The following is a 23,797-nucleotide window of genomic DNA, read 5'->3' as shown; positions in this document are numbered from 1 at the left end:
GCCAGCCGCTAGGCGATAAGCCACGCCGCACGCGCCCGTAGCTCAGCTGGATAGAGCACGAGCCTTCTAAGCTTGAGGTCGTAGGTTCGAACCCTACCGGGCGCGCCACTCCTTTGTCTGGCAAACACAATAGTTGCGCCGGACGGTCAAATAGCTTGCTCCTGCTGAGATTGCTTAGCTCGAAATGTGACCGCTCTCTGTCTCACCGAACTCAGCGTGAAGCCGTCCAGCCCAATAGACGCAGCCGCTCAGTCAAGCGGCGCACTTTGAGCTCAGGCACGATCTTGACCGGTTTGGTGAGAAACCCAACGTTCGTGAGAGAGTTGAGCAGTCAACTGAGGGTTGAGTTTGTCAGAAAAAACGTGCATAACTTCTGACAGAGGGAATGAGAGAAATGGCCTGCCTAGCTGATCGCATCATGCGTCGTGCACGAGCGCAAGTGGCTCATGGCACCCGCTTGGTGTTCACGCCCAAGGACTTCTTGGACATGGCCGATCGAGCTGCCGTTGATCAGGCGCTATCGCGGCTAGCCAAGAGCCAGCGGCTTCGCCGCGTGCAGCGCGGCCTCTATGACATCCCAAGGGTCAATCCGATTCTCAAGCGCGTGGCTGCGCCCGACGTTTCCGCCGTCGTGTCTGCAATCGCTCGCCGTGACGATATCGTCGTCGTACCCACCGGCATGGCAGCCGCAAACCGGCTTGGCCTTACCAATGCCGTGTCAGCCCGGAATGAGTTTCTGACCGATGGCACCAGCCGTACTCTCCGAATCGGAGGGCGGGTCATTCGGCTGAAGCACGCCGGGCCAAAGCTGATGGCGCTCAAAGATAAGCCAGCAGGCGATGTCGTGCGCGCCCTTCACTGGCTGGGGGCCGATGCCGCCAGCGACGACAAAGTCGTGCGTACGCTTCGGCACAAGCTGCCAACGAAGGTGAAGTCTGACCTCGCGAAGGCCAAGCCATCCATGGCGGGTTGGACAGCCAAGGTGGCTGACCGGGTGCTCGCCGCCTCGTGAAGGCCGGCTATCTGGACTTTCTCGGGGCCAAGCCGGCCGATCGACGTGAGGTCTACGCTGAAGCCACCACCCAGTGGCCAACCAACGCCCAGTTCATCGAAAAAGACCTTTTTGTCTGCGCCGCTCTGAGCGTGCTCTTCAACGACGATCCGGCCGAAGCCGGGAAGCTCGTCTTCAAGGGTGGCACATCCCTTTCGAAGGCGCACGGCCTTATCCAGCGCTTCTCCGAGGACATCGACCTCGTCATTGTTCGCGAAGAACTCGGTTTCAAAGGCGACCGCGACCCATTCGATCCTGCTTGCGACCTCAGCCGCAACAAACGCGAGCAGCTAATCAAGGACCTTCAGGCTGCGGCCGCCGCTCACATCCAGGAAAAACTGAAGCCCCTGATTGAAGCAGCCTTCAAGCCGCTCGGCTGTGAGGTGACGACAGACCCAGGTTCAGGCGGCGAGACGCTACTCGTCGCCTATCCCTCAGCCTTTGATAAGCTAGATGTCTACGTGAGGCCGGTCATCAAGATCGAGGCTGGCGCAAGAAGCGCCACCTTGCCGGCCCGTAAGGCAACCATTCGCCCCTACGTGCAGGACATCGTCCCCGACACCGATCTCATTGCCGAGCACGTGCAGACAGTCGACGCTGAGCGGACCTTTCTCGACAAGGTGCTCATCCTCCACGGCCGGCACGCCAAGTTCCGTGATCTCGGCGTCATTCACAAAGACGCCAACAAGGAATCGCGTCACTACTACGATCTGGCGTTGATGGCGGATAACGTGGGCCCGGCGGCGATCGCGAACAAAGCCCTACTCGCAGACGTCATTCGCCACAGCTCGCTTGCATTCAGTAGCGCATGGATGAAGATGGACGAAGCGGCTGACGGCCGCCTGCTGATCTCGCCGCCCGAGGGCATGCGCCATGCGCTGAAGTCAGATTATACGGCGATGACGGGAATGATCATGGGCGAGCCGCCCGAGTTCGACGCCATCATTCGCAAGATCGATAAGATCGCAGAAACGCTTTCCTAATCCTCTACTCCTCTCGTGCGACGATCGTCGCCTCGAGCACGTGCGACCGGGACGCCATTCCAATTTTCAACCGGAGGAAGCGGTTGGCCGGGGCGCCCATCGCTAACCGGCAAGCCGAGCCGATGGGCTCGATCAGACGCCTCCTTGGCGCTACGACGAAAACGCAGCGTGAGCTCCTCAAGCGCCCGACCCTTATCTCGCGCGATAAGATCAACCAGCTCGAAGATGTTCATCTCTGAAGCGTGCTTCATATCGCTGCCCTTCGAATTACAACAACGCTATATCTGGCGGGTACGTCATCATTCCGTGCGAGAGGCACTCCGCTGATAGCATACCGGCCGGGAGCGCGCCACGCGGCGAACACGCTTAGCCTACTGGGTAGCCATGGTGTTGATGCCCGAAGAAGCGTCTGTTTCAGGCGCGGGCGGCGGGGCGTTCCGATCACGGTATGACAAGAGGTCGGGTGCATTAGCGGCGGGCGGACGAGCCTCGATCCGGGCAATCATCTTCTTCATCTCAGCTATCTCACGCACCTGCGCATCAATGATGCCATCGGCCAAGCGACGAACCTCCGGATCCTTGATGTGCGCGCGCTCGCTGGTCATGATGGCGATGGAGTGATGGGGGATCATCGCCTTCATCCAGGCAACGTCACCAACCGTCTCCTGGCTCCTGACCAGCCAGAGGGATAGGACAAACACCGCAAGGCTGCCGCCGAGAATACCGAGATTAACGGCCTTGTTCTTATACATGCCCCACATGAAGCCGAGCATGATCATCGCCATGACCGCGCCCATGAGCAACGCCATCCACATTCTGGTCTGACTGAACTCGACGTGATCGAGCAGGTAGGTGTTGAGATACATCAAACCGAACATCACGACTGTGGAAGTCGCGATCATTGCCGCGAAACGCTGGTAGCTCATCATCACTGGCTCCTTCAGAAGCGGAAAGGCTCTCGTCGGCAGCGAAACCTGACGTTCGATGATTACTCGAGAGGATCATCTTTGGCCCACGAGAGGGTGCGCGGAAGCAAGGCCACCGCGCACCGACATCTCACATGTTGTTCATGTCATGACCGGAATGCGGACCCGCTGACGGACCGATGGAGTTTCCATCCGATCCAGCCGATGTTGGCCTGGCCGTATCCTGCTCTGCGGCGGCAGAGGAGGATGCTGCCTTCGTTGCTGCGACTGGGCTGCCGGTTTTTGCCGACCCGCCACGAAGCATGCTCTCAACCATGGCGATCTCCCTAAGTTGCTCGGCCCTCGTCTTCTCGACCTGGCTGCGGATCGGGCCGCTCACGCCGTTCGCCAACGCCACGTCCGACATCGTCACCGCTCCCCGGTGATGCTCGAGCATCTTGCGAAGGTAGGTTTCCGACGCGTTCGAACCCGACGCCGCCATCATCTTCTGATGCATGTCCATCATGCTTGGCTTGTAGAGGTCGGCAGCACGCTGATCTGGCGCCCCCTCCCTCATCAGTTTGCGCAGAGCATCATTCTCTTCTCCCTGCTTCCCGATGGTATCCCGCGCCATTTTCGCGACGTCTGCGGTGGGGTTCAGGGTGAGGACGACCCGCGACATATCGATCGCCCCGTCATGATGTGCGATCATCTTCTTCAACCAGTTCTGCGCCACATCACTGCCGACAGCAGACATCATCTTCTGGTCCATCTTCATCTCGCCCTCGGCAAATGAGCCGCTCATTCGGGACATGGAGGCCGGCGCCTCCATGTTGCTCTCGCCAGCGACCTCATTGTTTGCTGCCTGAGAATCTTGCCGAGCGCTGCAGGCGGACACGGCAAACGCGGTCGTCGCCAATGCCAGACATGCGATTTTCTTCATTGAACTCTCCTCCATCAGCCGCCCCGCTCGAAGTGATTGGTCAAACTAGAACATCAGGTGATCCCACCCGTGTGTGATGGTCGCGCCGAGAAAGCCCTGAATGGCGATCGCTGCGGTGATGGCAGCAAGCCCAAGGATCATTCCTGCACCACGATCTTCGAATGGCCGCCGCCAAGCCCACACGCCCAGGGCAGCCCCGCCGACACCGACGGCAACGCCTAGCCAGCGGTGGTACGTCAAAATGGGATCGGGATCGGCGGTCATCCCTGCGAGCCAGCCCGCCATCGCTGCGATCGGCGCGAAGACACCGCCGGCGATGACCAGGAATTGCACTGGCGCGGCAAAAGCTGGCCGACGCCTGCCCACGACGGCGGTAAGCAAGGCCGCAGGGAAGAAGGCGATCGGGAAATGAACGATGACCGGATGGAGCCGTCCCAGCCATTCGTACAGACGCTCGAAAAACGGAAGCTTCGAGCGATCGGCTTCCATGTCCATATCGCCCATCATTCCATGATCGGCTTCATGGAGCTCGGATGCGCTGGCGCTCGGCGACGAAGACGAAGCTGAGCCCGAGGCCCCCTGACTGCCCGTTGAGGAAGTCTGCATTGGACTGGTCTGCTCGGCGTGATGCTCTTCCCCATGCTTTCCGTGCTTGTGAGCGAACGCCGCGCCCGTCAGGCCGACGCCAAGCATCAGCATCAACGCAAGCCATGCTCGTGCCGCGCGCTGAACGAGACGCTTAGAATTCATCAAAACCACAGCCGAACTCCCGTCAGGAGGCTCCAACCGCCGACATCCCTGCCCTCGGTCCGAAGATAATCGCGGGTTCGCCCGAACGCGCGTCGATACTGGATACCGACGTATGGGGCGAATTCGCGCCGGATGTCGTAGCGGAGCCTAAGACCGAGCTCGGCGTCACTGAGGCCCGCGCCAACGCCGATCGACCGCGAGTTCTGAGCCGCGAAGTTTAGCTCAGCTCGAGGTTGAAGGATCAGGCGTTGGGTAATGCGCTGATCGTAAGAGCCCTGTGCGCGCGCCAGCACTTCACCCTTGTTCGACAGGAAGAGCGCGCCCTCCAGATCGAAGAAGCTCGGCGCCAACCCTTCGATGCCGAGTGTCGCGTAGGCCCGGGAAGGATTGGGCTTAACATCGTAGCGGATGCCGCCCTGCAGGTTGAAGTAGGGGCCAATCGCGCGGCTATAGAGCGCTTGGACTTCGGCGCGTTCCAGAGGGCCGCCGAACTCCCCCTCGCCCTGGCTCTTGATCCACAGGCGATTGATGTCCCCGCCGTACCAACCCTCTCCGTCCCACTCGAAGGCCTCACGGCCCTTTCGGATCTGCACCTCGGCGACATTGAACAGGACCTGGCCGAGCTTCTGACCACCATGAAACTGCATCAGGTGATGCCGGCCCATCGCCATCGCTTGAGCGCCGTAAATGGCGTCGGCTGCGCTATCTGTCGGAGTTGCCGGTGCGGCCGCGTCGCCCGCCGGGAGATCCGTCCCGCTCGGAGCGGGACTCATCGACGACATATCGTGACCCTGCATCGTATCCGATGGCGTGCCGCCCATGTCCTGCCCACTCATCGTGCCAGTCGGCATTGTGCTCATATCGTGGCCAGCGTGAGGATCAGCGCCGACCGAAGGTGACATCGAGATCGAGCTCATGTCATGCCCGGGCATGGACGACATATCGTGGCCTTTCATGGTCGACATGTCTTGACCGGTACGAGTGCCAGTAGATTTCGCCTTAGCAACCTTGCCGGACCGCGCGCTCGACGTCTGTTTCTTCGGCTTCGACGCGCCGGCCTTGCCGCTGGCGCTGCTCGATGCCGCCCTGCCAGACGCCTTAACCGTCTTCTTCTTGGATGCTGTCGTTTTCGCGGTCGCCTTTTTGGCAGGCTTCTTCGCTGCGGGCATCGACATGCCGGGCATGTTCATTCCCGGCATATTCATGCCTTGCATATGCCCCGCGTGCTGGGCGTTCGCCGGCGAAGACAGGATGATGGCTGCCGTGCCGAAGAATACCGGCGTGACAAAGCGCATTCTGATCATGTCGCTTAACCCTTCCGGACCGTCACGACACGCATCATGCCAGCGGTCATGTGATAGAGGTTGTGGCAGTGGAACGCCCAATCCCCGACCGCGTCGGCAGTCAGGTCGAAGGTCATCTTGCCACCGGGCGGCACATTCACCGTGTGCTTGCGCGGTGCATTCGCGCCGTGGCCGGTCACCAGCTCGAAAAAGTGGCCATGCAGGTGGATGGGGTGCGGCATCATCGTGTCGTTGATGAGGGTCACGCGCACCCGTTCGTTCTCACGAAACGGGATGGGCTCGGCCGGATCGCTCAGCTTTACGCCGTCGAACGACCACATGTACCGCTCCATGTTGCCGGTCAGGTGAATGTCAAGCTTGCGTGAGGGTGCCCTGACATCAGGATTGGGCGAAAGCGCCATCAGGTCGCGATAGGTCAGCACCCTGTGGTCCATTCCCTCCAGGCCTTGGGGAGGTTCGCCCGTGCGATCGGTCGGCATGGGCGAGATGGTCTGGACGCCCGGGTTCTTCGCCACCTGAGGGGCATTGCGGAAATCCCGCATGCTCATCGACCCATGATCCATTCCGGCCATGGTGCCACCTTGCGGCGCCGACGCGGCAGACGACCCATGTCCCATCGCACCATGATCCATGCCCGCCATCGGGGCTGCGGGCTGACTTGCTGCAGCCGGCGGTGCCGCATGACCCATGGCGGCATGATCCATGCCCGTCATCGGCGAGGCCGCGCTCGAAGGTGAGCCATGGCCCATCGCCGCGTGATCCATGCCCGACATTCCAGCCATCGCCACCGCAGTTCCTGCGGCTGCCTTCACCGTTCCGTGATCGGTCGGCTCCTTCCAGCCTGTGAGTTTCCAGAGATTGCGGGAGGCATTTTGCTCAGCCGAAGGGTCAACCCCGCGAGTGACGGCAACATTCGGCGTTCCCGGCCCATCCATAGCTATAGCGCCATGATCCATCCCGGACATCTCTCCCGATCCGCCCATCGAGCCCATGTCCATGCCCATGTCTTTCATGGCCAGGAGCGGGCGCGGGCGCAGTGGCGGGACAGGAGCGGACATTCCCGTTCGCGGAGCAAGGGTGGCGCGGCCAAGTCCCGAGCGGTCGATCGACTCGCTCACAAAGCTGTAGGCGCGGTCACCAGGCGTTACGATGACGTCGAACGTCTCGGCGACACCGATCTGGAATTCGTCAACGGTCACGGGACGCACGTTCTGCCCGTCAGCCGCCACCACAGTCATCGGTAGATCCGGGATTCGGACGTTGAAGTTCGTTTGGGCGGCGGCGTTGATGATCCGCAGCCGAACCCGCTCACCCGTCTTGAAAAGGCCGGTCCAATTATCAAAGGGTCCGACGCCGTTGACCGTGTAGGTGTAAGTGGACCCGGTGACGTCTGCGATGTCGGCGGGATCCATCCGCATTTTCGCCCACTCGCGGCGCTCGCCAGCAGGCATATCGCGCCCGGCCAACGCTCCCGACAGGGTCAGCCGCTGCATGTTGAAATAACCGCCGCCCATCTGCTTGAGCTTCTTGAAGATGGTCGCGCCGCTGAGGGGCGTATGATCCGACAGGACAAGGACGTGCTCACGGTCGTAGGCAACGGGATCGGGTCCAGCAGGATCGATCACGATGGGACCGTATAGGCCGTCCTCTTCCTGGTACGCGCTGTGTGAGTGATACCAGTAGGTGCCCGACTGACCGACTTCGAACTCATAGTCGAAGGTGGAATGCGGCATGATACCCGGAAAGCTGACGCCCGGAACGCCGTCCATCTGGAAAGGCACCAGCAGGCCATGCCAGTGGATCGAGCTGTCCTCATCGAGCGTATTCTGCACCCGTAGGCGGACCCGCTGGCCTTCCTTCAGGCGAACGAGAGGAGCCGGGACAGTGCCGTTAATTCCGACCGCGCGGCTGACCTTGCCATCCACCTTCACGGCGACGCGGCCGATTGTCAGGGCAATGTCGTTCCCACTTACGGTAGGAAGCGGCCGGGCAAGGCCAGGCGAGACATTCTGCGCCCAAGCCGGAAAGGCAGCCGCAACGCTGGCTCCGGTTCCCCCTATGGCGGCGGCGCGCAGGAACTGGCGGCGCTCGAGAACGAGCTTTTCAAACATCTGAAATCCTCGCGGATGCATGACGCAGGACCGACGGCGACGCTCGGAAGCGCCGCCGCCAGTTCATGCAGCTTAGTGCTGGTGAGCGCTCGGCGCAGGCGCCGTGGGCATGCTGTGACCCGCGTGCGGGTCAGCGCCGGTCTGTGGCGCATTGCCCATGCTCGAGTGGTCCATCTTGGAATGATCCATCTTCGAGTGGTCCATACCCTGGCAGCAATCGGACTTCATGTCCTTGCAGCAGTCCTTCTGCATCGAAGCGCAGCAGCCAGCCTTCGGCGCGGCAGCAGGCGCGGTCTGCGCGTGAGCCACGGCAGGAACGGCGATCGACAGAACGATCGCGGAAAGAAGCGTCTTCATTGAAAATCTCCGTGAAATCGAGGTGAGGTTCGACTTCACGCCCCTCGCGGAGGAGGGGTTGAGAGTTCCAAATGCGATCCAATGCGGAATGAGGGGGCGGCGAACGACGCCGTCGTCCGAACAGCATCGGACCGTGTCGCCGTCCCTTGCGGAGCAACGGCGATCCCCATGCACATTGAAGCACAGCAGGATTTGCCATCACCCTGATCGTGCTTGGCGCTCTTCGCAGGCGCCTCGGCGCAATGCTCGGCGCCCTCAACCATTTGGTGATGAGAAGAAGCCGAAGCGGGTAGACGCTCCATAGCGTTCGCGCTCACGGGCGCCACCACGACCGCAAACGCTAGCAGCGCTTGCAGAAGCCTGCGGAGGCTCGTCGAGAGGCGTCTTGTGATCATTGAAGTGGCTTCTGGCTCAATCCATCATAGCTGGTCGGGTTCCGCCGCGACATTCCTCGGCGGAAAGACCATCTAGGGTTTGACACAGTGTCAGAGTCAAGCGCGTCGACTTGGGTGGCAAGAGCCCATGGCCTCAAGGTCCTCAAGGATGGGGCAATCTGGCCGGTCATCACCGTGGCAAGCATTCGCAAGACGCTCGAGCGTTCGCCGCATGGTCTCCAGCTGCTCGGCCTTCCTGCCAAGTTCATCGGCGCGGGCAAGCGCCAGGGCTTTCACATCAGCGCTTGATCGAGACCGATCGTGCCATAGGGCCAGGAGTTGGCGGATTTCCTCAATGGGGAACCCCAGGTCGCGCGCTCGGCCAATGAAGTGCAAGGTGTGCACATCGCGCTCGTCATAGTCGCGGTAACCAGAATCCCGACGTGCGGCCGGCGGGATAAGACCGATCTTCTCGTAATGGCGGATCATCCGCTGGCTGACGCCACTGGCCTTCGAGATTTGACCGATCTTCACCTACATCGTGCTCCTGAGCGCCAAGGCAAACCGAACGGCGCGGATCGACATGCGTCTTTCGTCACAGGCATCGCGACGCCTGCTTCGTCCATGGGCGCTGGGGACGCCATCAGAGCTACGTCCCACCATCAGAGCTTCAAACTCCTAAGCCGCAGCGCGTTTCCGATCACCGACACTGATGACAAGCTCATCGCAAGGGCGGCAATCATCGGAGAGAGGAGAACGCCGAAGACCGGATAAAGCACGCCAGCGGCAATCGGAATGCCAAGCGCATTGTAGCCAAAGGCGAACAGCAGGTTCTGCCTGATATTGCTTGTCACAGCCTGGCTCAGACGCCGAGCCTGCACGAGACCGGTGAGATCGCCTCTTACCAGCGTCACACCGGCGCTCTCGACCGCGACGTCTGCCCCCGTACCCATCGCAATTCCAATATCCGCCCGGGCCAAGGCTGGCGCATCATTCACACCGTCGCCAGCCATGGCCACCACGCGTCCCTGCTGATTCAAGCGCTCGATCGCTGCGTCCTTGTCGGTGGGGAGAACCTCGGCGACGACCTCATCAATGCCGAGCTTGCCTGCCACCGCTTCAGCTGTGCGGCGACTATCCCCCGTAAGCATGATGATCCGCAGGCCTTCTTTATGAAGCATCTCGATGGCTGTCTGGGAGGTCGCCTTGATTGGGTCAGCGACAGCGAGCAGCCCCGCCTCCTTACCATCCACCGCCACGAACATGACCGTCGCGCCTTGGTCCCGATATTTGCCGGCTGCGGCCTCGAAGGCGTCCACTGCCGCGCCTTGGTCGCCTATCAGGAGGCCATTTCCGACCGCCACCCGGCGGCCATTCACCGTCCCTGTCAGCCCCTTACCGTTGATCGACCGAAAGTCAGTCACGGGATGAAGATCGAGCTTACGATCTTCGGCTGCCTTCACGATCGCATGCGCGAGCGGGTGAGCGCTGCTCGCCTCGAGGGAAGCCGCGAGCTGAAGCAGATCGACTTCGCTGAAGCCCGAGGAGGGCTCGATGGCAACCAAGGCGGGTTTCCCCTCGGTCAGCGTGCCAGTCTTGTCGAGCACCAAGGTATCAACATTGGCAAAGCGCTCGAGCGCTGCAGCGTTCTTGATCAGGACGCCCGACTGAGCGCCCTTGCCGACGCCGACCATGATCGACATCGGCGTTGCAAGGCCAAGCGCACAGGGACAAGCGATGATGAGAACGCTGACCCCCGCCACCAGCGCAAACGCCAGCTTCGGCTCAGGCGCAGCAAAGGACCAGAAAATGAAGGCGGCGACGGCAGCTACGAGCACCAGCGGAACGAACCATGCGGAGACCTGATCGACCTTCCGCTGAATGGGCGCCTGGCTTCGCTGGGCCTCAGCGACCATCTGGACGATGCGCGACAGCATTGTCTCGGCGCCGACCCGATCGGCCCGCATCATGAAACTGCCGTCGCCATTGATCGAGCCACCTGTCACGGTGGCACCAGCCTCCTTGCTGACCGGCAAAGGTTCACCGGTCAGCATCGACTCGTCAACGCTTGAGGTGCCCTCGATGACCTCGCCATCGACCGGCACCGCTTCGCCCGGCTTCACGCGCAGCTGATCGCCGCTGCGCACCATGTCGAGCGGAACCTCACGCTCTTTACCCGCGTGGACCAGGTGAGCGGTCTTGGGCGCGAGGTTGAGCAACGCCTTGATGGCCGAGCCGGTCTGCTCGCGCGCCCTGAGCTCCAGCACCTGACCTAGCAGAACAAGCGTGACGATCACCGCCGCCGCTTCGAAGTAGAGACCAACACCTCCGTCATGTGAGCGGAAGGCAGGCGGAAAGACCTGTGGAGCAACCGCTCCCACGATTGAATAGGCCCACGCGATCCCCGTTCCGATCGCAATCAGCGTGAACATGTTGAGGTGCAAGGTCCTGAGGCTCTGCCAGCCTCGGACAAAGAATGGCCAGCCTCCCCAGAGGACGACCGGCGTAGCCAACACGAGCTCGACCCAATCGAGCGTTCGGCCGCCCACGAACTCGACCGTCGTTGGCGCGAGATGCCGAAGCATGACGAGCACGAACAACGGTGCGGACAGGATCGCCGACATGACGAATCGTCGGCGCATATCGAGGTATTCTTCGGACGGACCGCTGTTGGGATCGAAAGCCCTGGGTTCAAGCGCCATGCCACAGATGGGACAGGTCCCGGGGCCAATCTGCACGATCTGGGGATGCATCGGGCAGGTGTATTCGACGTCAGCAGATTGTGATGACGTTTGCTTGGGCCCCGCCTCTAGATAGATCTCGGGCCTGAGCTCGAACCGCTCGCGGCATTTGGCCGAGCAGAAGTGGAAAACTTGGCCGCCATGATGGGCGTGGTGCGGTGTGGTCGCCGGATCGACCGACATTCCGCAAACTGGATCTGTCACGCTTATAGCGTGCGAATGCTCGTGGAGATCTGATTGGTGCCCATTTCGCGGCGCCGGAGTCGGCTTCGTTTCATCTTCGTGCATGGCACACTGTTGAGGCCTGACATCGTGTGAAGGTCAACAGCGGACCGGGCCAATGAACCGGTTGATCAAATTGGATCACCCTCGCTCATGGAGAGCTTCAAAGGCGACCGAATAAAAGTCCGCTTCTCGCGGTGCGTAGATCATTCGATATGACTGCGATGGGCGCGTAACGGCCGCTTCGTACAGCCTGAACGAACGTCCGCTATTCCCCAATTCCGCCCTGAAAGCAGTCCGTCCGCTTACCACCATGCCACGTCTTTCCGTTCGTTTTCTCCTCGGCAGCTGTTGGCCTGAGGAGATGAAGCATGGGACATGCAATCTACGATCCCGGTCAGGAAGACCGACCCGCGTGGAATGTTGGCCGTAAGCTTGGCGCGAAGCGCCCACTCCTGCCCAAGCAGGTATGGGCCGTTCGCTTCTTCCTGGACCAAGAGCACCGCCTTCGCGATCGCGCGCTCTTCGACCTCGCCATCGACAGCAAGCTTCGTGGTTGCGACCTCGTGAAGATCAAGATCGATGAGGTGGTCAGTGGAGCTCGCATCCGTCAGCGAGCCATCATCATCCAGCAGAAAACCGGGCGCCCGGTGCAGTTCGAGCTTCTAGAGCCCGCTCGCACAAGCTTGCTCCAGTGGCTTGAACGACGCGGTGGGTCACTCGATGAGTATGTCTTTCCCAGTCGCAATGACCGGCTCACTCATATGAGTACCCGACAATATGCCCGCCTAGTCGACGAATGGGTGACTGCGATCGGTCTGCGTCGAGAGGACTATGGCACCCACTCGCTCAGGCGGACGAAGGCAGCCCTGATCTATAAGCAGACAGGTAATCTGCGCGCCGTACAGATCCTCCTCGGCCACACTAAGATCGAGACGACGGTTCGATATCTTGGCGTGGAAGTCGAAGACGCTTTGGCCTTGGCAGAAGCGACCGAGGTCTGATCAGGGGTGGTGGGCTGGTCAGCCGGCCCACCATTCTCCCGCTTCAAACGTCCGCTTTTGGCCGGTACCAGCCCGTCCGTTTCATCGCGCTAGATAGATAATTCGGTCGTTTGTTCACTCGAATGCGCGGGCACTTGAAAGGAAGGATCACCTCACCGTGCGGAAAGCTGTCCAGCAAAATGCCTGAGAACTGCTCCAAGGTGTCGAATGCTTTTCAGACCACGCCTCGACGAGTTCGAAATTAGATCCAAGTTCGGCCTGAAGAGCGGGAGCGTCGTAACGTTGGACAGGCAGACCGCTGCAGCGTTCTGGTCCATCTGGAGCGAATGTTGCCATGATGACAATTCCCGAAGGTGACAGGCCCTCAAGCAGCCTCTGCTTGTAGCGCTCGCGATCGTTCGCATTTACGAGGAAGTGGAATACAGCTCGGTCGTGCCAAACGCTCCAGCGTCGGTCCGGCAGCCAGTCGCGGATATCGTCGGCTATCCAGCGCACCTTTTGCGCCTGATTGCCAAGCCTTTTTCGAGATGCGTCGAGCGCCGCTTCAGAGATATCGAGCACTGCAAGATCATCCCAGCCGCGCTCGATGAGCGCATCCACTAGGGTCGATGCCCCACCGCCGACATCGATCAGGCTGTCTGCGGGCGTTGCGCCATTTCTATCGAGTGCATCGAGCGAGGCTGCTGGCTTCGGCTGATACCAACTCATCTCGGTCGAGCTTTTTGATAAATAGACGTGCTGCCAATGGTGTCGGTCGTCGGACATCATCAATCCTATCAACGATGACAGGTGTCAGTGGAGAAACCAGCGGATCACCAAGGCGACCAAGCCCAGCAACAGGACGCTCGCTGCCCAGATGAGCGCCATCCAGCCAAGCCTTCGCCACAGGCTCGCGGGCGGCTGCGGCGTCTGCATCAATGATAGCCTTCTTCCGCGACCTTGCCGCGGAATACCCAATAGGCCCAGGCAGTGTAGGCAAGAATGATCGGCATGATGATGGCGACGCCGACCAGCATGAAGACTTGGCTACGCTCCGGAGCCGCTGCGTCCCATATCGTCAGCGCGCCCGGCACGACATAGGGCCACATACTGATCCCGAGACCCGCCATGCCGAGCGCAAAAATACCCAGCGAGATGAGGAACGGGCGATAACGACGGCGCTTGGCGATACTACGAAACAGGGCGAAGAATAGAATGGCGGACAGCAGCGGCACCTGGGCCACGATCAGCACGCTTGGCCATTCGAACCAGCGATCCCAATATTGCCGGAAGAGAAACGGCGTAGCGAGGCTCACAGCTGCCATCAGAGCCAGTGTGCCTATCCCGGCCCTCCCTGCCAGGCGATAGGCATGCTCTTCGGCGCGGCCGGTCACCTTCATCGCCAGGAACGAGGCGCCGAGCAGCGTATAGCCGATCACCACGCCGATGCCGGTCAGCAGAGAATAGGGCGACAGCCAGTCCAACCAGCCGCCAGCATAGGATCGGCCCTCAACTGCGATGCCCTGAAGCAGGGCACCTAGGATCATGCCCTGAGTCATCGCCGCGACCAGCGACCCAAAGAAAAACGCGAAATCCCAAAATAGCTCATGCCGGTGATCGCGCCACCGGAACTCGAAGGCGACGCCACGGAAGATGAGCCCAAGCAGCATGGCGATGACGAGTGGGTAGGCCGCCGGCAGGATGACGGCGTAGGCGAGCGGAAAGGCTGCGAACAATCCACCGCCACCGAGCACCAGCCAGGTCTCGTTCCCGTCCCATACGGGCGCGATGGCATTCATCGCCTGGCTGCGCTCTTCCCCGCGTCGAAAGGTCGGGAAGAGGATCCCGATGCCGAGGTCAAAGCCGTCCATGACGACGTACATGAAGACGGCAAAGGCGATGATGAACGCCCAGACGGTGGTGAGGTCGACGTTGACAGCCATCGATTTACCCCGCCGCCCCAGGAAGCGGCTCGCGACCGACCTCCGGCCCCGGATTCTGGGTCGGCCCGGGGGTGATGCCGGCGGTGCGGATCGGCGCCCGCTCGGTGCTTGCCACGCCGCGCTCACCGACATGCGGAGGATGGCTCATCAACCGCAGGATGTACCAGGTGCCGATGCCGAACAGGGCGAAGTAGACGAGCACGAAGGCGGCTAGCGACGCCGCGACGGCCGGGGCCGCCAGTGGACTGGCGCTCTGCGCGGTGCGGAGAATGCCGTAGACCGTGAACGGTTGGCGTCCGACCTCGGTGGTGACCCAGCCAGCGATGACAGCGATGAAGCCCGACGGCCCCATCAGCAAGGCCGCCCGATGCAACATCGGCCAGTCGTAGAGCCTCTTGCGCCAGCGCGCGAGCAGGCTCCACAGGCCGAGGCCAAGCATCAAGAAGCCAAGCCCAACCATGATCCGGAACGACCAGAAAACGATCTCCACCGGGGGCTGCCGATCACGGGGAATGGTGTCGAGCCCGGCCAAGGGAGCGTTGGGATCATGCTTGAGGATCAGGCTCGATACCTTCGGGACGCCAACCGCATAATCAAGTTGCTGCTTGGCGTCGTCAGGAATGCCGAAAAGGTAAAGCGGGGCGCCGTCGGGATGGCTTTGGTAATGTCCTTCCATCGCCATGACCTTGGCGGGTTGGTGCTCGAGCGTGTTAAGCCCGTGCATGTCGCCGGCCACGATCTGCACCGGTGCGACAAGCGCCGCCATCCACATTGCCATAGAGAACATCTTGCGCGCATGCAGGTTCGCCCGGTCCTGAAGCAGGTGCCAGGCGCCGACCGCGCCGACCACGAAGGCGGTCGTCAGATAGGCGGCGATGACCGTGTGGACCAAGCGATATGGAAAGCTTGGATTGAAGATGATCGGCAACCAGCTTGGCCCCGGCAACAGCCGGCCATCGGGTGTGACGACATAGCCCTGCGGCGTCTGCATCCAGCTGTTGACGCTCAGAATCCAGAACGCTGAGATGAACGTGCCCAACGCAACCATCAGCGTTGCCGCGTAGTGCAGGCGCGGCCCGACTTTCTTCATCCCGAAGAGCATCACGCCGAGGAACCCTGCCTCGAGGAAAAAGGCGGTGAGGACCTCATAGGCCATCAGCGGCCCGATCACCCCACCCGCCTTGTCCGAAAAGACCGCCCAGTTGGTCCCGAACTGGTAGGACATCACGATCCCACTGACGACGCCCATGGCAAAGGCGATCGCGAAGATCTTGAGCCAATATTTGAAGAGGTCGAGGTAGAGCGACTTGCCGGTTTTCAGCCAGAGCCCTTCGAGCACCGCGAGGTAGCTCGCCACGCCGATCGAAAAGGCCGGGAAGATGAAGTGAAAGCTGACGGTGAACGCGAACTGGATCCGCGCGAGGGTCAGGGCCGTGACATCGGTCAGCACGAGGCTATCCATCCTTTCTTGCCCGGCAGCTTCGCAGCGGCGCGTGGGGCGACCCAATCGCCGAAGATTGGCATGGCTGATCCTAGCGGGTCCAACATAGCCTAGCGGGTCTGACGTTCCAGATCACGCAGCTCAGCTTCCAGCATTGCGCGCGAGATTTCGCCGAAGTGCATCGTCTCGATTTTGCCGGCCGAGTTTACGAACAGTGTGGCGGGGTAACCACTGACGCCGATAGCCGCCGCCAACGCGGCTCCAGGGTCAAGCAGAACGGACTGGCTTGGCAGGCGGCTACGCTCGAGAAACCCCGCAGCGACGTCGCGCGGCTCGCCGCTGTTCACCAGCAGGATTGCGACGGGAGAATGCGACGCTTTCGCCGCCAGCATTGGCATTTCCCGTCGACACGGCAGGCACCAACTCGCCCAGAGGTTGATCACAAACGGTCGACCGCGAAGCTCTGAAAGGACCACCGGCTCGCCGGAACGCGTGCGAAGGGCGATACTCGCCGGAAATGATATAGGCGCAGGATGGAGAGCTGCCGAGACACCAAGGAATGCGGCGCCCAGCACGGCGATCGAGGACGCCAGAATAATTGCTGATCGCAGGCGACGCATCGTAACAGTGATCGCCGCCAGCGCGCCCGCCAGACCGGCCGCCAGCGAAAAGCCGCCCTGCCAAATCAACATGATCGAGAGAGGGTCTGCCGCAAACGCGTCCCAATTCATCAGAACATAGCCAGCGCGTGCTGTCGCGACACCGATCACCAGCGCCCACCAACCTGCTCTCTCTGCTCGCACATCCACCCGCTTGGCGACCACACTCGTGATGGCGAGGAAGAAAGCAAATAGGACAAGCGCCAACACCCGGTCGGAGGAGAGGATCAGGGGGCCCAGCTGAAAGGTCTGCGGTAGGGTCATGGTTCAGAATGCAGCCCCGGCGCTCTTCCACAGCATGTAGCCGGCAACGACGAAGATCAGCACGGCGAAGATGGTGGACAGTTGACCCGAACTCGACAGCCGCTTCGCGGCGCGCGTGCCGGCAAAGCTGCCGATCACTCCGCCCACGATGAACACGCCTGCCAGCACCCAGTCGATCAAGCCTGAGAAGGCGTAATTGGCCGCCGTGGTCAGGCCGAAAGCGGTAACCGCGACGAGGCTTGTGCCGACGGCATTGATCATCGGCATGCCGGTCGAGGCGATCAGGCCGGGCACAATGAGGAAGCCGCCGCCGATCCCGAAGAAGCCGGAAAAGCCGCCGGTGCCGAGGCCAGCGCCAAGGACCTTCGCTGCGTTCTCACTGTTGCATTCGGCGCCATCGTGACCCTCTTGCTTGCGCCGGCGAAGCATCAGGACGCCGACCACCACCATCACGATCGCAAACAGGAAGAGCAGGCGCTGGCCGTCGAACGCCTTGCCAACGCTTGACCCGAAGAACGCCCCGATCACGCCGGCGCCGGCATACATCAATCCGCAGCGCCATTTCACCGTGCCGTGCCTGGCGTGGTTGGCAAGACCGGTGGCGGCATTCACGGCGACTGCGAGTGCGCTGGTCCCGATTGCCACGTGCGGGTTCTGCACGCCGACAAGATAGACCATCAGCGGGACCGCGAGGATCGAACCGCCACCGCCGACCAGGCCGAGGGTGAAACCCACAAGACTGCCGGACAGCAGGCCAAGGACGTATTGGAGGGTGTCAAGCATCAGGCGGCCTTCGTCATCTCGGCGGGCGAGGCGAGCCATTCGCGGCCCTTGAGCATCGCGTCCCAGTAGATGGCGGGAAGCAGGTCCTTTTTGAGGTGCCATGCAAGCCGAGAGGGCTTCGTGCCGTCGATTACGAACTTCGGGAAGCTCGGCAGAAGCACGCCGCCATACCCAAACTCCGCGAGCAGGATCTTGCCCTTTTCGACTGTCAGCGGGCAGCTGCCGTAGCCATCGTAGATCGCGTGAGGGCTTTCACCCGCGAACACTGCCTCGACATTCTCCGCGACCACCGGGGCTTGCTTGCGGACCGCAGCTGCCGTCTTTGCATTGGACATGCCGCCGATGTCACCGAGCGCAAATACGTTCGCGAAATGCTTGTGCTGGAGCGTCATCGGATCGACGTCGACATAGCCGGCCCGATCAGCGAGCAAGCTATTTGTCACAATCTCCACCGGCTTTTGGGGAGGCGAGACATGCAACATGTCGAACGAGCGCGTGATTTCGCCCCCGGCCGATCTAAATGTGGCCACCCGCGCCCGCCCATCGACAGCAACGAGATTGCTCTCAAAGTATGGATCGATCCCATAGCGCTCGATCGTCTCTTCGAGCGCGGGTACATAATCCGCGACGCCGAAAATCGTTGGAGCGGCGCTGTGGAACTCCACGCCAATGTTGCGGAGAACTAACGTGCGCTCCCAATGATTGGCCGAGAGATACATGGCCTTTTGCGGCGCCCCCGCGCATTTGATCGGCATCGGTGGCTGCGTGAAAAGGGCTCGACCTGTCCGCAGGCCCTGCGTGAGTTCCCATGTATACGGTGCCAAGTCCGACCGGTAATTGGACGTGACGCCATTCTTGCCAAGTGTCTCGGTGAGACCGGAGATGGCATCGAAGTCGAGGCGATTCCCAGTCGCGACGATGAGGATGCGGTAGCCAACGATCACCCCGGTCGCGAGAACTACTTCATTGGTGTTCGGCTTGAGACTCTTGGCCGACGTTCTCAGCCAGGTCACCCCGCGCGGCATGACTTTCGCCATGGGCCGACGGACATCGGACAGGCTGAATACGCCGGCACCGATCAAGGTGTAACCGGGCTGGTAATCGTGAAACTCGCGCGGCTCGATGACAGCGATGTCGAGTTCCGGGTCGCGCCGGAGCAGGGACGCGGCAGCGGCAAGGCCGCCTGCACCGCCGCCGATGATCACAACATCATGCTTCAGCATTGTTGGTCTCCCGCGACAGGCGCTGGCGGAAGGGCTCAAGATCGTAACCCTCCTTGGCTGCGATCCCGATCCGCTCATCGGCGGTCAGATTGGCCTGATTGGCCAGCGCCCACATTAGGGCCGCGCGGGTGCCGCTGCGGCAAAAGACCGCAATCGGCTTTGGCAGCGTGTCGAGCGCCTCGCGGAAATGGGCAATCTGATCGTCGGTAATCTGCCCCATCACGACGGGGATCTGCAGGGCACTCAAATCGGCCTTTGCCGCAGCCGCCTGCAGATCGGCCCATGCGGGTTGATCCTCGCTCTCGCCCTCCGGACGATTACCGATGATCGAGCGGTAGCCGCGCTGTCCAAGGCCAGCGATGTCATCCGGCGAGGGCTGCGCGAGAACTGAAACGTTGGGGGTTAGGACGGCAAGCTTCATGGATCAGATTCCTTATGCTTGGACGCGAGCGGCGCCCGTTTCCAGGAGGCGATGAAGGGCCATTCCGAGAATCATGGCCCCGACGAACGGGAAGACGGCGGCCGGAGCCAGAGCCAGCGAGGCGATGGCCGGACCGGGGCAGAGGCCCCCAAGGCCCCAGCCGATCCCGAACAGCGCAGAGCCGGTGATCAGCTTACCGTCGAAGTCGGTGCGGTCCGGCAAAGCGAAGCGTTCACCGAAGAGCGGACGCGCCATGCGCGCCTGCAAACTCCAAGCGATCGCCATGACGATCACCGCGCCTCCCATGACAAAGGCCAGCGTGGGGTCCCACGAGCCGAACAGGTCGAGGAAGCCGCGCACCCGTGCCGGGTCGGTCATCCCGCCGATAGTGAGCCCGCCGCCGAACAATGCGCCGGACAGCAACGGTGGCAGAAGGTGCCGTAAACGGTCCATCACCGAGCTCCCAGGATGGTCGTGATGGCGACAGTGGCAATGCCGGCGGCCATGAAGGTCGCCGTGGCAACCATCGAGCGAGCTGATAACCGGCTCACGCCACACACGCCGTGACCACTGGTGCACCCGCTGCCGACCCGCGTGCCGATACCTACCAGTAGCCCGGCAATTGCAAGCACTGGCCAAGGTGCGAACGATGCCTTCTGCGTACCCATGGCGGCTGCCGCGAGGATGGCACCCAGCGGCAGGCCCATGAGAAACAGCCACGCACTGCTGCGCGACATGCCGCTTTCAGCCAGCCCGGTGGCGCGCGCGGTGATGCCCGACACGCCGGCAATCCGGCCGGCTCCGAGCAGCATCAGCGCTGCGGCAAGGCCGATCAGGACGCCGCCGACTAGACCATGGAGCGGCTGCGCATTGGCGAAGATGCTGCTCATAGCAGATTGATCGGCTGCTTGAGGTAGCGGACGCCATTGTCGTCCGGCTCCGGCAGGTGACCGCCGCGCATGTTTACCTGCAGCGAGGGCAGGATGAGCTTGGGCATCGACAATGTCGCATCGCGCTGGGTGCGCATTGCGACGAAGTCGTCCTCGCTCACGCCCTCATGGATGTGAACGTTGCCCGTGCGCTCGGCGAGCATGGTGGTTTCCCACACGAACTCGTCACGATTGGGTGCCTTGTAGTCGTGGCACAGGAACACGCGCGTTTCGTCCGGCAGCTGCATCAGCCGGCGAACCGAGCGGTAAAGCTGCCGCGCGTCGCCACCTGGGAAATCGGCGCGCGCCGAACCATAGTCCGGCATGAACATGGTATCGCCCGTGAACAGGGCGTCGCCGACGACATAGGCCATGTCGGCCGGCGTGTGGCCGGGCACATGCAGCGCGATCAGCGGGATGCCGCCGATGTCGAGGACGTCGCCATCGTCGAGCAACCGATCGAACTGCGATCCGTCACGCGCGAACTGCGTGCCCTCGTTGAAGATCTTGCCGAAGACGCCCTGCACCGTGACGATCTCGCGCCCGATGGCCAGCTTTCCGCCGAGCTGTTCCTGCAGGTAGGGAGCGGCCGAGAGATGGTCGGCATGAGCGTGGGTCTCAAGGATCCAGTCGACCGTGAGCCCCTGCTCCCGCACGTAGGCGACGATCTTGTCAGCGCTATCGAAGCTGGTGCGGCCGGAAGCCTGGTCGAAGTTCCAGACGCTGTCGATGATCGCAGCGCGCCCGGTCGCAGCATCGCTGACGACGTAGCTGACGGTGAACGTCGGCTCGTCGAAGAAGGCCTTCACCTGCGGAGCGCGGAGTTCGCCATGCAGGACGTCGGCGACTTGGGAGGCGGCGTTATCGATATGTCGGTCGTTGACGGAAGCGGTGGTCATCAGACTAGCTCCTGCGTGAATTCGACGTCCCGAGATCGGGACAGAAAAGATCGTGAAGGAGGGCAAGGAGTTGCTGCGCCTTAGGGTCGCAAACGCGGTAGAAAACCGTTTGCGATTCCTTGCGGGTGGCGACGAGCCCCTCATCGCGCAGCTTGGCGAGATGCTGAGACAACGCCGATTGTCCTAGGCCCACCCGGTCCTGAAGCTCACTGACCGAAAGTTCGCCCTCGGCGGCAAGGTGGCAAAGCACCAGCAGCCGACATTCGTTGGCCATCGATTTGAGGAGACCCACCGCCTTCTCAGCCTGCGCGCCAAACCTAGCCAGCAATTCAACGTCCATGCGTCACTCCATAAGAGAACGCTTATTTAGCATGTTCTAATGGACCGTCAAGGGCCTGGCTTCGGCTCGCTCAATGAGCATCGTAGGCGTTAGCAGCTGGGGAAGCAGTTCAGGCCTCTGCCCCGGGCGTACGAAAAGGTAGAAAGGAATGCTGTTTCGGCCGTTTTTGGCAAGGAAACGGGTCAAGGCGGGGTCGCCATTCGTCCAATCGCCACGCAAAGTGATCACACCCGCGCGATCGAACGCCGCCCGGGTTTCTGAGCGGTCAATGGCCACCTTCTCGTTGACCTGGCAGGTGAGGCACCAATCGGCCGTGAAGTCCACGAAGACAGGCCTGCCCTGTCGCCGCAACTCGGCGAGGCGCGCTTCAGAGAATGGCTCGCTGCCCGCCGTGGCTGCCACGCTGACAAAGTCTGCGGATCTGATCGGTGAAGCCGAAATGAGCAGGGTCATGGCCAAGGCGGCGGGCAACAGCGGAAGCCAGGGTCGTGGCCGCCCTCCGGCCTGCCGAAGGCCCATCCACCACGTGGCTGTGCCCACGATGGCCGCCAGTCCGATAGCAAGGGTCATGGCCGTCGTGCCGCCCTGGCGCCCAATCAGCCACACCAAGGCCACAGACGTCGCGAGCATGGGGAGCGCCAGAATGCGTCGGAAAGTCGCCATCCATGGCCTCGGTCGCGGCAGCAGCCGACGAACAGGCGGCACAAAGGCGATGGCGAGAAACGGCAGTGAGAGACCAAGACCCAAAGCCAGGAAGACTAGCAGCGCGCCTCCGATCGGAAGAAGCATCGCTGAACCCAATGCCGCCGCCATGAACGGTCCGCTGCACGGCGTCGCTACGAAGGCCGCCAACGCCCCCGAGGCGAACGCGCCGGGCGCTCGTTTGCTTTCGATGGACACGGCGGGCAGCTCGAAAAGGCCGGCAAGATTGAGGGTTATCGCAACGGAGAGCAGAAACAGGCCTAGGATCGTCGCCGGATGCTGCAGCTGGAATGACCAGCCAATTTCCAAGCCTGTTCGCTGCAGAACAACCAGCAACAGGCCTAGGGCGCCCGTGCCGAAGAGCGCACCGGCCGTGTAGCCCATTGCCTCAATCCATGCTTCCCCGCTCGTTCCACCAGACCGCGCGAGCCCCAGCGCCTTGAGGCTGAGGATAGGGAACACGCAGGGCATCAGATTGAGCAACAGACCACCCAAGAGCGCCAGGAGCACGGCAACAGCGAGCGACCCGACCGGCGGCGCGATTAAGCTGCCCGAAGACGGGGGAAGCGCTCTCCGTCCGGCTTCATCGTGATCGTAGTATGAGACTTGAGGTTGGGCGCCTTGCTCTTGCGAAGCTTGGGGAGGCAGTGCCGATGTCGACGCGGGGACGGGCGCAGGTGCTTTCGCGTTGGAGCTCGCCTCGACGACCGGGGTGAGGCGAACGCGATAGGCCTGCCGACCGTCCGCCAGCACGCCCGTAATCGCCGCCGGCAACGAGCCTGAAAGGCTTGCGTGAAGAACGCCGTCCTCCACTCGTGTGGTCGACGCGTCAAAATAGCCATTCCGATCGGGGAAGAATTGCGTTCGATCGCCTTGCAAATGCAGCCTGGCCGGCAGGGGCATGCGCAGGGTGCGACCACGGCGTTCGAACGGGACAGGCGTGGGAACGACCCTCGGGAGATCAGCCTGTGCTTGACTGATCAATGTCGCGTCGGCGCCCGGCGTTCCTTTACCGACAGTAAGTACAGTCGTGAGTGTGGCATGCTCGGGCACACAAAGTGTCTCGGAACAGGCAAGCCAACTAATCGCCGCGCTCACCGGAACGCTCGACCCTGTCGTTAGCGACGCAGGCATATGCACTGACGTCAGCAGGACATGCGATCCCGCATGAACGAAGCTGGTGATTCCAGCGACCTGAAGGATCGTTGGCGCTGGATGCCGCAGGGGATCGAAACGCAGCCCTCCGGGTGCGCTCCATACGACCTGAGGTGCGAGACCGCTGTCTCCGGGGTTCGTCCAGTAGCCGTGCCAGCCCGGCTGCGGTTCGAAGCGTAATCCGAAGGTGACGCTGCCTCCCGCCCGGGGCTCGCCCGAACTTGTCAGCAGGGATACTGCGATATGCTGTTCGCGAGCCATCGCAGCGGCCGGCCAGAGGAGCAAAGTGATCGCGAGCAGCAGCCGCATGACGA

General features: G+C 61.9%; 24 protein-coding genes and 1 tRNA gene. 4 read left to right on the top strand and 21 right to left on the bottom strand.

Annotated elements, in window-relative coordinates; translation table 11 throughout:
- The first annotated feature begins 31 nt into the window (after positions 1-31).
- From M8312_RS01010 to M8312_RS01000, 3 genes are all read left to right on the top strand, one after another.
- Positions 32-108 (top strand) — tRNA-Arg (locus M8312_RS01010).
- A gap of 331 nt (positions 109-439) precedes the next feature.
- A complete protein-coding gene (locus M8312_RS01005; protein WP_250118542.1) occupies positions 440-1,012 on the top strand; it encodes a DUF6088 family protein in 573 nt (190 codons plus the stop codon).
- The gene (locus M8312_RS01000) at positions 1,009-2,034 is read left to right on the top strand and encodes a nucleotidyl transferase AbiEii/AbiGii toxin family protein (protein WP_250118541.1); all 1,026 of its coding nucleotides are present in this window, start codon (positions 1,009-1,011) and stop codon (positions 2,032-2,034) included. The genes M8312_RS01005 and M8312_RS01000 overlap by 4 nt, the downstream gene beginning before the upstream one ends.
- Before the next feature lie 371 nt (positions 2,035-2,405).
- On the opposite strand, the gene M8312_RS00995 is transcribed toward M8312_RS01000, so the two are convergent.
- From M8312_RS00995 to M8312_RS00960, 8 genes are all read right to left on the bottom strand, one after another.
- Complete coding sequence (locus tag M8312_RS00995; RefSeq protein ID WP_250118540.1) at positions 2,406-2,963, bottom strand: DUF305 domain-containing protein; 558 nt, start codon at positions 2,961-2,963, stop codon at positions 2,406-2,408.
- 127 nt (positions 2,964-3,090) lie between these two features.
- Positions 3,091-3,882 (bottom strand): DUF305 domain-containing protein, encoded by a 792-nt coding sequence (locus M8312_RS00990; RefSeq protein WP_250118539.1) that lies wholly within the window; start codon positions 3,880-3,882, stop codon positions 3,091-3,093.
- Between the two features lie 45 nt (positions 3,883-3,927).
- A complete protein-coding gene (locus tag M8312_RS00985) occupies positions 3,928-4,632 on the bottom strand; it encodes a DUF2231 domain-containing protein (RefSeq protein ID WP_250118538.1) in 705 nt (234 codons plus the stop codon).
- Entirely contained in the window at positions 4,632-5,936 is a 1,305-nt protein-coding gene (locus tag M8312_RS00980; RefSeq protein ID WP_250118537.1) for a copper resistance protein B, read from the bottom strand. The genes M8312_RS00985 and M8312_RS00980 overlap by 1 nt, the downstream gene beginning before the upstream one ends.
- A gap of 5 nt (positions 5,937-5,941) precedes the next feature.
- On the bottom strand, positions 5,942-8,047 hold the full coding sequence (locus M8312_RS00975) for a copper resistance system multicopper oxidase (protein WP_250118536.1): 2,106 nt from the start codon (positions 8,045-8,047) through the stop codon (positions 5,942-5,944).
- Between the two features lie 72 nt (positions 8,048-8,119).
- Positions 8,120-8,404, bottom strand: coding sequence for a hypothetical protein (locus tag M8312_RS00970; protein ID WP_250118535.1), 285 nt, complete (start codon positions 8,402-8,404; stop codon positions 8,120-8,122).
- Positions 8,405-8,895: 491 nt separating this feature from the next.
- Positions 8,896-9,312, bottom strand: coding sequence for a Cu(I)-responsive transcriptional regulator (gene cueR, locus M8312_RS00965; RefSeq protein WP_250118534.1), 417 nt, complete (start codon positions 9,310-9,312; stop codon positions 8,896-8,898).
- A gap of 128 nt (positions 9,313-9,440) precedes the next feature.
- Entirely contained in the window at positions 9,441-11,807 is a 2,367-nt protein-coding gene (locus M8312_RS00960; protein ID WP_502957432.1) for a heavy metal translocating P-type ATPase, read from the bottom strand.
- A gap of 305 nt (positions 11,808-12,112) precedes the next feature.
- On the opposite strand from M8312_RS00960, the gene M8312_RS00955 reads away from it, so the two are divergent.
- Complete coding sequence (locus M8312_RS00955) at positions 12,113-12,745, top strand: tyrosine-type recombinase/integrase (protein WP_250118533.1); 633 nt, start codon at positions 12,113-12,115, stop codon at positions 12,743-12,745.
- Between the two features lie 147 nt (positions 12,746-12,892).
- On the opposite strand, the gene M8312_RS00950 is transcribed toward M8312_RS00955, so the two are convergent.
- The 13 genes from M8312_RS00950 to M8312_RS00890 all read right to left on the bottom strand — a co-directional run bounded on the left by M8312_RS00950 (position 12,893) and on the right by M8312_RS00890 (position 23,792).
- The gene (locus tag M8312_RS00950; protein ID WP_250118532.1) at positions 12,893-13,513 is read right to left on the bottom strand and encodes a class I SAM-dependent methyltransferase; all 621 of its coding nucleotides are present in this window, start codon (positions 13,511-13,513) and stop codon (positions 12,893-12,895) included.
- 24 nt (positions 13,514-13,537) lie between these two features.
- Positions 13,538-13,660, bottom strand: a complete 123-nt coding sequence (locus M8312_RS00945) for a DUF2474 family protein (RefSeq protein ID WP_250118531.1) — start codon at positions 13,658-13,660, stop codon at positions 13,538-13,540.
- Entirely contained in the window at positions 13,660-14,667 is a 1,008-nt protein-coding gene (gene cydB / locus M8312_RS00940) for a cytochrome d ubiquinol oxidase subunit II (protein WP_250118530.1), read from the bottom strand. The genes M8312_RS00945 and cydB overlap by 1 nt, the downstream gene beginning before the upstream one ends.
- Positions 14,668-14,671: 4 nt before the next feature.
- Positions 14,672-16,129, bottom strand: coding sequence for a cytochrome ubiquinol oxidase subunit I (locus M8312_RS00935; protein WP_284070188.1), 1,458 nt, complete (start codon positions 16,127-16,129; stop codon positions 14,672-14,674).
- A gap of 89 nt (positions 16,130-16,218) precedes the next feature.
- Positions 16,219-17,031, bottom strand: coding sequence for a TlpA disulfide reductase family protein (locus tag M8312_RS00930; protein ID WP_250118529.1), 813 nt, complete (start codon positions 17,029-17,031; stop codon positions 16,219-16,221).
- 3 nt (positions 17,032-17,034) lie between these two features.
- Positions 17,035-17,814, bottom strand: coding sequence for a sulfite exporter TauE/SafE family protein (locus tag M8312_RS00925; protein WP_250118528.1), 780 nt, complete (start codon positions 17,812-17,814; stop codon positions 17,035-17,037).
- The gene (locus M8312_RS00920; RefSeq protein ID WP_250118527.1) at positions 17,814-19,037 is read right to left on the bottom strand and encodes an NAD(P)/FAD-dependent oxidoreductase; all 1,224 of its coding nucleotides are present in this window, start codon (positions 19,035-19,037) and stop codon (positions 17,814-17,816) included. Before M8312_RS00920 ends, M8312_RS00925 begins: the two co-directional genes overlap by 1 nt.
- On the bottom strand, positions 19,024-19,458 hold the full coding sequence (locus M8312_RS00915; RefSeq protein ID WP_250118526.1) for a protein tyrosine phosphatase family protein: 435 nt from the start codon (positions 19,456-19,458) through the stop codon (positions 19,024-19,026). The genes M8312_RS00920 and M8312_RS00915 overlap by 14 nt, the downstream gene beginning before the upstream one ends.
- 12 nt (positions 19,459-19,470) lie before the next feature.
- A complete protein-coding gene (locus M8312_RS00910; protein ID WP_250118525.1) occupies positions 19,471-19,911 on the bottom strand; it encodes a DUF6691 family protein in 441 nt (146 codons plus the stop codon).
- Positions 19,911-20,348, bottom strand: coding sequence for a YeeE/YedE family protein (locus M8312_RS00905; protein ID WP_114228599.1), 438 nt, complete (start codon positions 20,346-20,348; stop codon positions 19,911-19,913). The genes M8312_RS00910 and M8312_RS00905 overlap by 1 nt, the downstream gene beginning before the upstream one ends.
- Positions 20,345-21,286 carry an MBL fold metallo-hydrolase gene (locus M8312_RS00900; protein ID WP_250118524.1) on the bottom strand — a complete coding sequence of 314 codons (942 nt, stop codon included), beginning with the start codon at positions 21,284-21,286 and terminating at the stop codon, positions 20,345-20,347. The genes M8312_RS00905 and M8312_RS00900 overlap by 4 nt, the downstream gene beginning before the upstream one ends.
- Positions 21,287-21,290: 4 nt before the next feature.
- The gene (locus M8312_RS00895) at positions 21,291-21,626 is read right to left on the bottom strand and encodes an ArsR/SmtB family transcription factor (protein WP_250118523.1); all 336 of its coding nucleotides are present in this window, start codon (positions 21,624-21,626) and stop codon (positions 21,291-21,293) included.
- A 36-nt stretch (positions 21,627-21,662) separates the two neighbouring features.
- Complete coding sequence (locus M8312_RS00890) at positions 21,663-23,792, bottom strand: protein-disulfide reductase DsbD family protein (protein WP_250118522.1); 2,130 nt, start codon at positions 23,790-23,792, stop codon at positions 21,663-21,665.
- Between the last annotated feature and the right edge of the window lie 5 nt (positions 23,793-23,797).

Source organism: Sphingomonas sp. KRR8, assembly GCF_023559245.1.
Lineage (GTDB): Bacteria > Pseudomonadota > Alphaproteobacteria > Sphingomonadales > Sphingomonadaceae > Sphingomicrobium.
The sequence above is the reverse complement of the archived record's forward strand: the minus strand, read 5'-3'. Positions and strand labels throughout refer to the sequence as shown.

Excerpts from the sequence above, each read along its gene's own strand:
- M8312_RS00995 (WP_250118540.1), bottom strand. The coding sequence starts at position 2,963 with ATGATGAGCTACCAGCGTTTCGCGGCAATGATCGCGACTTCCACAGTC.
- M8312_RS00990 (WP_250118539.1), bottom strand. The coding sequence starts at position 3,882 with ATGAAGAAAATCGCATGTCTGGCATTGGCGACGACCGCGTTTGCCGTG.
- M8312_RS00985 (WP_250118538.1), bottom strand. The coding sequence starts at position 4,632 with ATGAATTCTAAGCGTCTCGTTCAGCGCGCGGCACGAGCATGGCTTGCG.
- M8312_RS00980 (WP_250118537.1), bottom strand. The coding sequence starts at position 5,936 with ATGATCAGAATGCGCTTTGTCACGCCGGTATTCTTCGGCACGGCAGCC.
- M8312_RS00975 (WP_250118536.1), bottom strand. The coding sequence starts at position 8,047 with ATGTTTGAAAAGCTCGTTCTCGAGCGCCGCCAGTTCCTGCGCGCCGCC.
- M8312_RS00970 (WP_250118535.1), bottom strand. The coding sequence starts at position 8,404 with ATGAAGACGCTTCTTTCCGCGATCGTTCTGTCGATCGCCGTTCCTGCC.
- M8312_RS00960 (WP_502957432.1), bottom strand. The coding sequence starts at position 11,807 with ATGCACGAAGATGAAACGAAGCCGACTCCGGCGCCGCGAAATGGGCAC.
- M8312_RS00955 (WP_250118533.1), top strand. The coding sequence starts at position 12,113 with ATGGGACATGCAATCTACGATCCCGGTCAGGAAGACCGACCCGCGTGG.
- M8312_RS00950 (WP_250118532.1), bottom strand. The coding sequence starts at position 13,513 with ATGATGTCCGACGACCGACACCATTGGCAGCACGTCTATTTATCAAAA.
- M8312_RS00945 (WP_250118531.1), bottom strand. The coding sequence starts at position 13,660 with ATGCAGACGCCGCAGCCGCCCGCGAGCCTGTGGCGAAGGCTTGGCTGG.
- cydB (WP_250118530.1), bottom strand. The coding sequence starts at position 14,667 with ATGGCTGTCAACGTCGACCTCACCACCGTCTGGGCGTTCATCATCGCC.
- M8312_RS00935 (WP_284070188.1), bottom strand. The coding sequence starts at position 16,129 with ATGGATAGCCTCGTGCTGACCGATGTCACGGCCCTGACCCTCGCGCGG.
- M8312_RS00930 (WP_250118529.1), bottom strand. The coding sequence starts at position 17,031 with ATGACCCTACCGCAGACCTTTCAGCTGGGCCCCCTGATCCTCTCCTCC.
- M8312_RS00925 (WP_250118528.1), bottom strand. The coding sequence starts at position 17,814 with ATGCTTGACACCCTCCAATACGTCCTTGGCCTGCTGTCCGGCAGTCTT.
- M8312_RS00920 (WP_250118527.1), bottom strand. The coding sequence starts at position 19,037 with ATGCTGAAGCATGATGTTGTGATCATCGGCGGCGGTGCAGGCGGCCTT.
- M8312_RS00915 (WP_250118526.1), bottom strand. The coding sequence starts at position 19,458 with ATGAAGCTTGCCGTCCTAACCCCCAACGTTTCAGTTCTCGCGCAGCCC.
- M8312_RS00910 (WP_250118525.1), bottom strand. The coding sequence starts at position 19,911 with ATGGACCGTTTACGGCACCTTCTGCCACCGTTGCTGTCCGGCGCATTG.
- M8312_RS00905 (WP_114228599.1), bottom strand. The coding sequence starts at position 20,348 with ATGAGCAGCATCTTCGCCAATGCGCAGCCGCTCCATGGTCTAGTCGGC.
- M8312_RS00900 (WP_250118524.1), bottom strand. The coding sequence starts at position 21,286 with ATGACCACCGCTTCCGTCAACGACCGACATATCGATAACGCCGCCTCC.
- M8312_RS00895 (WP_250118523.1), bottom strand. The coding sequence starts at position 21,626 with ATGGACGTTGAATTGCTGGCTAGGTTTGGCGCGCAGGCTGAGAAGGCG.
- M8312_RS00890 (WP_250118522.1), bottom strand. The coding sequence starts at position 23,792 with ATGCGGCTGCTGCTCGCGATCACTTTGCTCCTCTGGCCGGCCGCTGCG.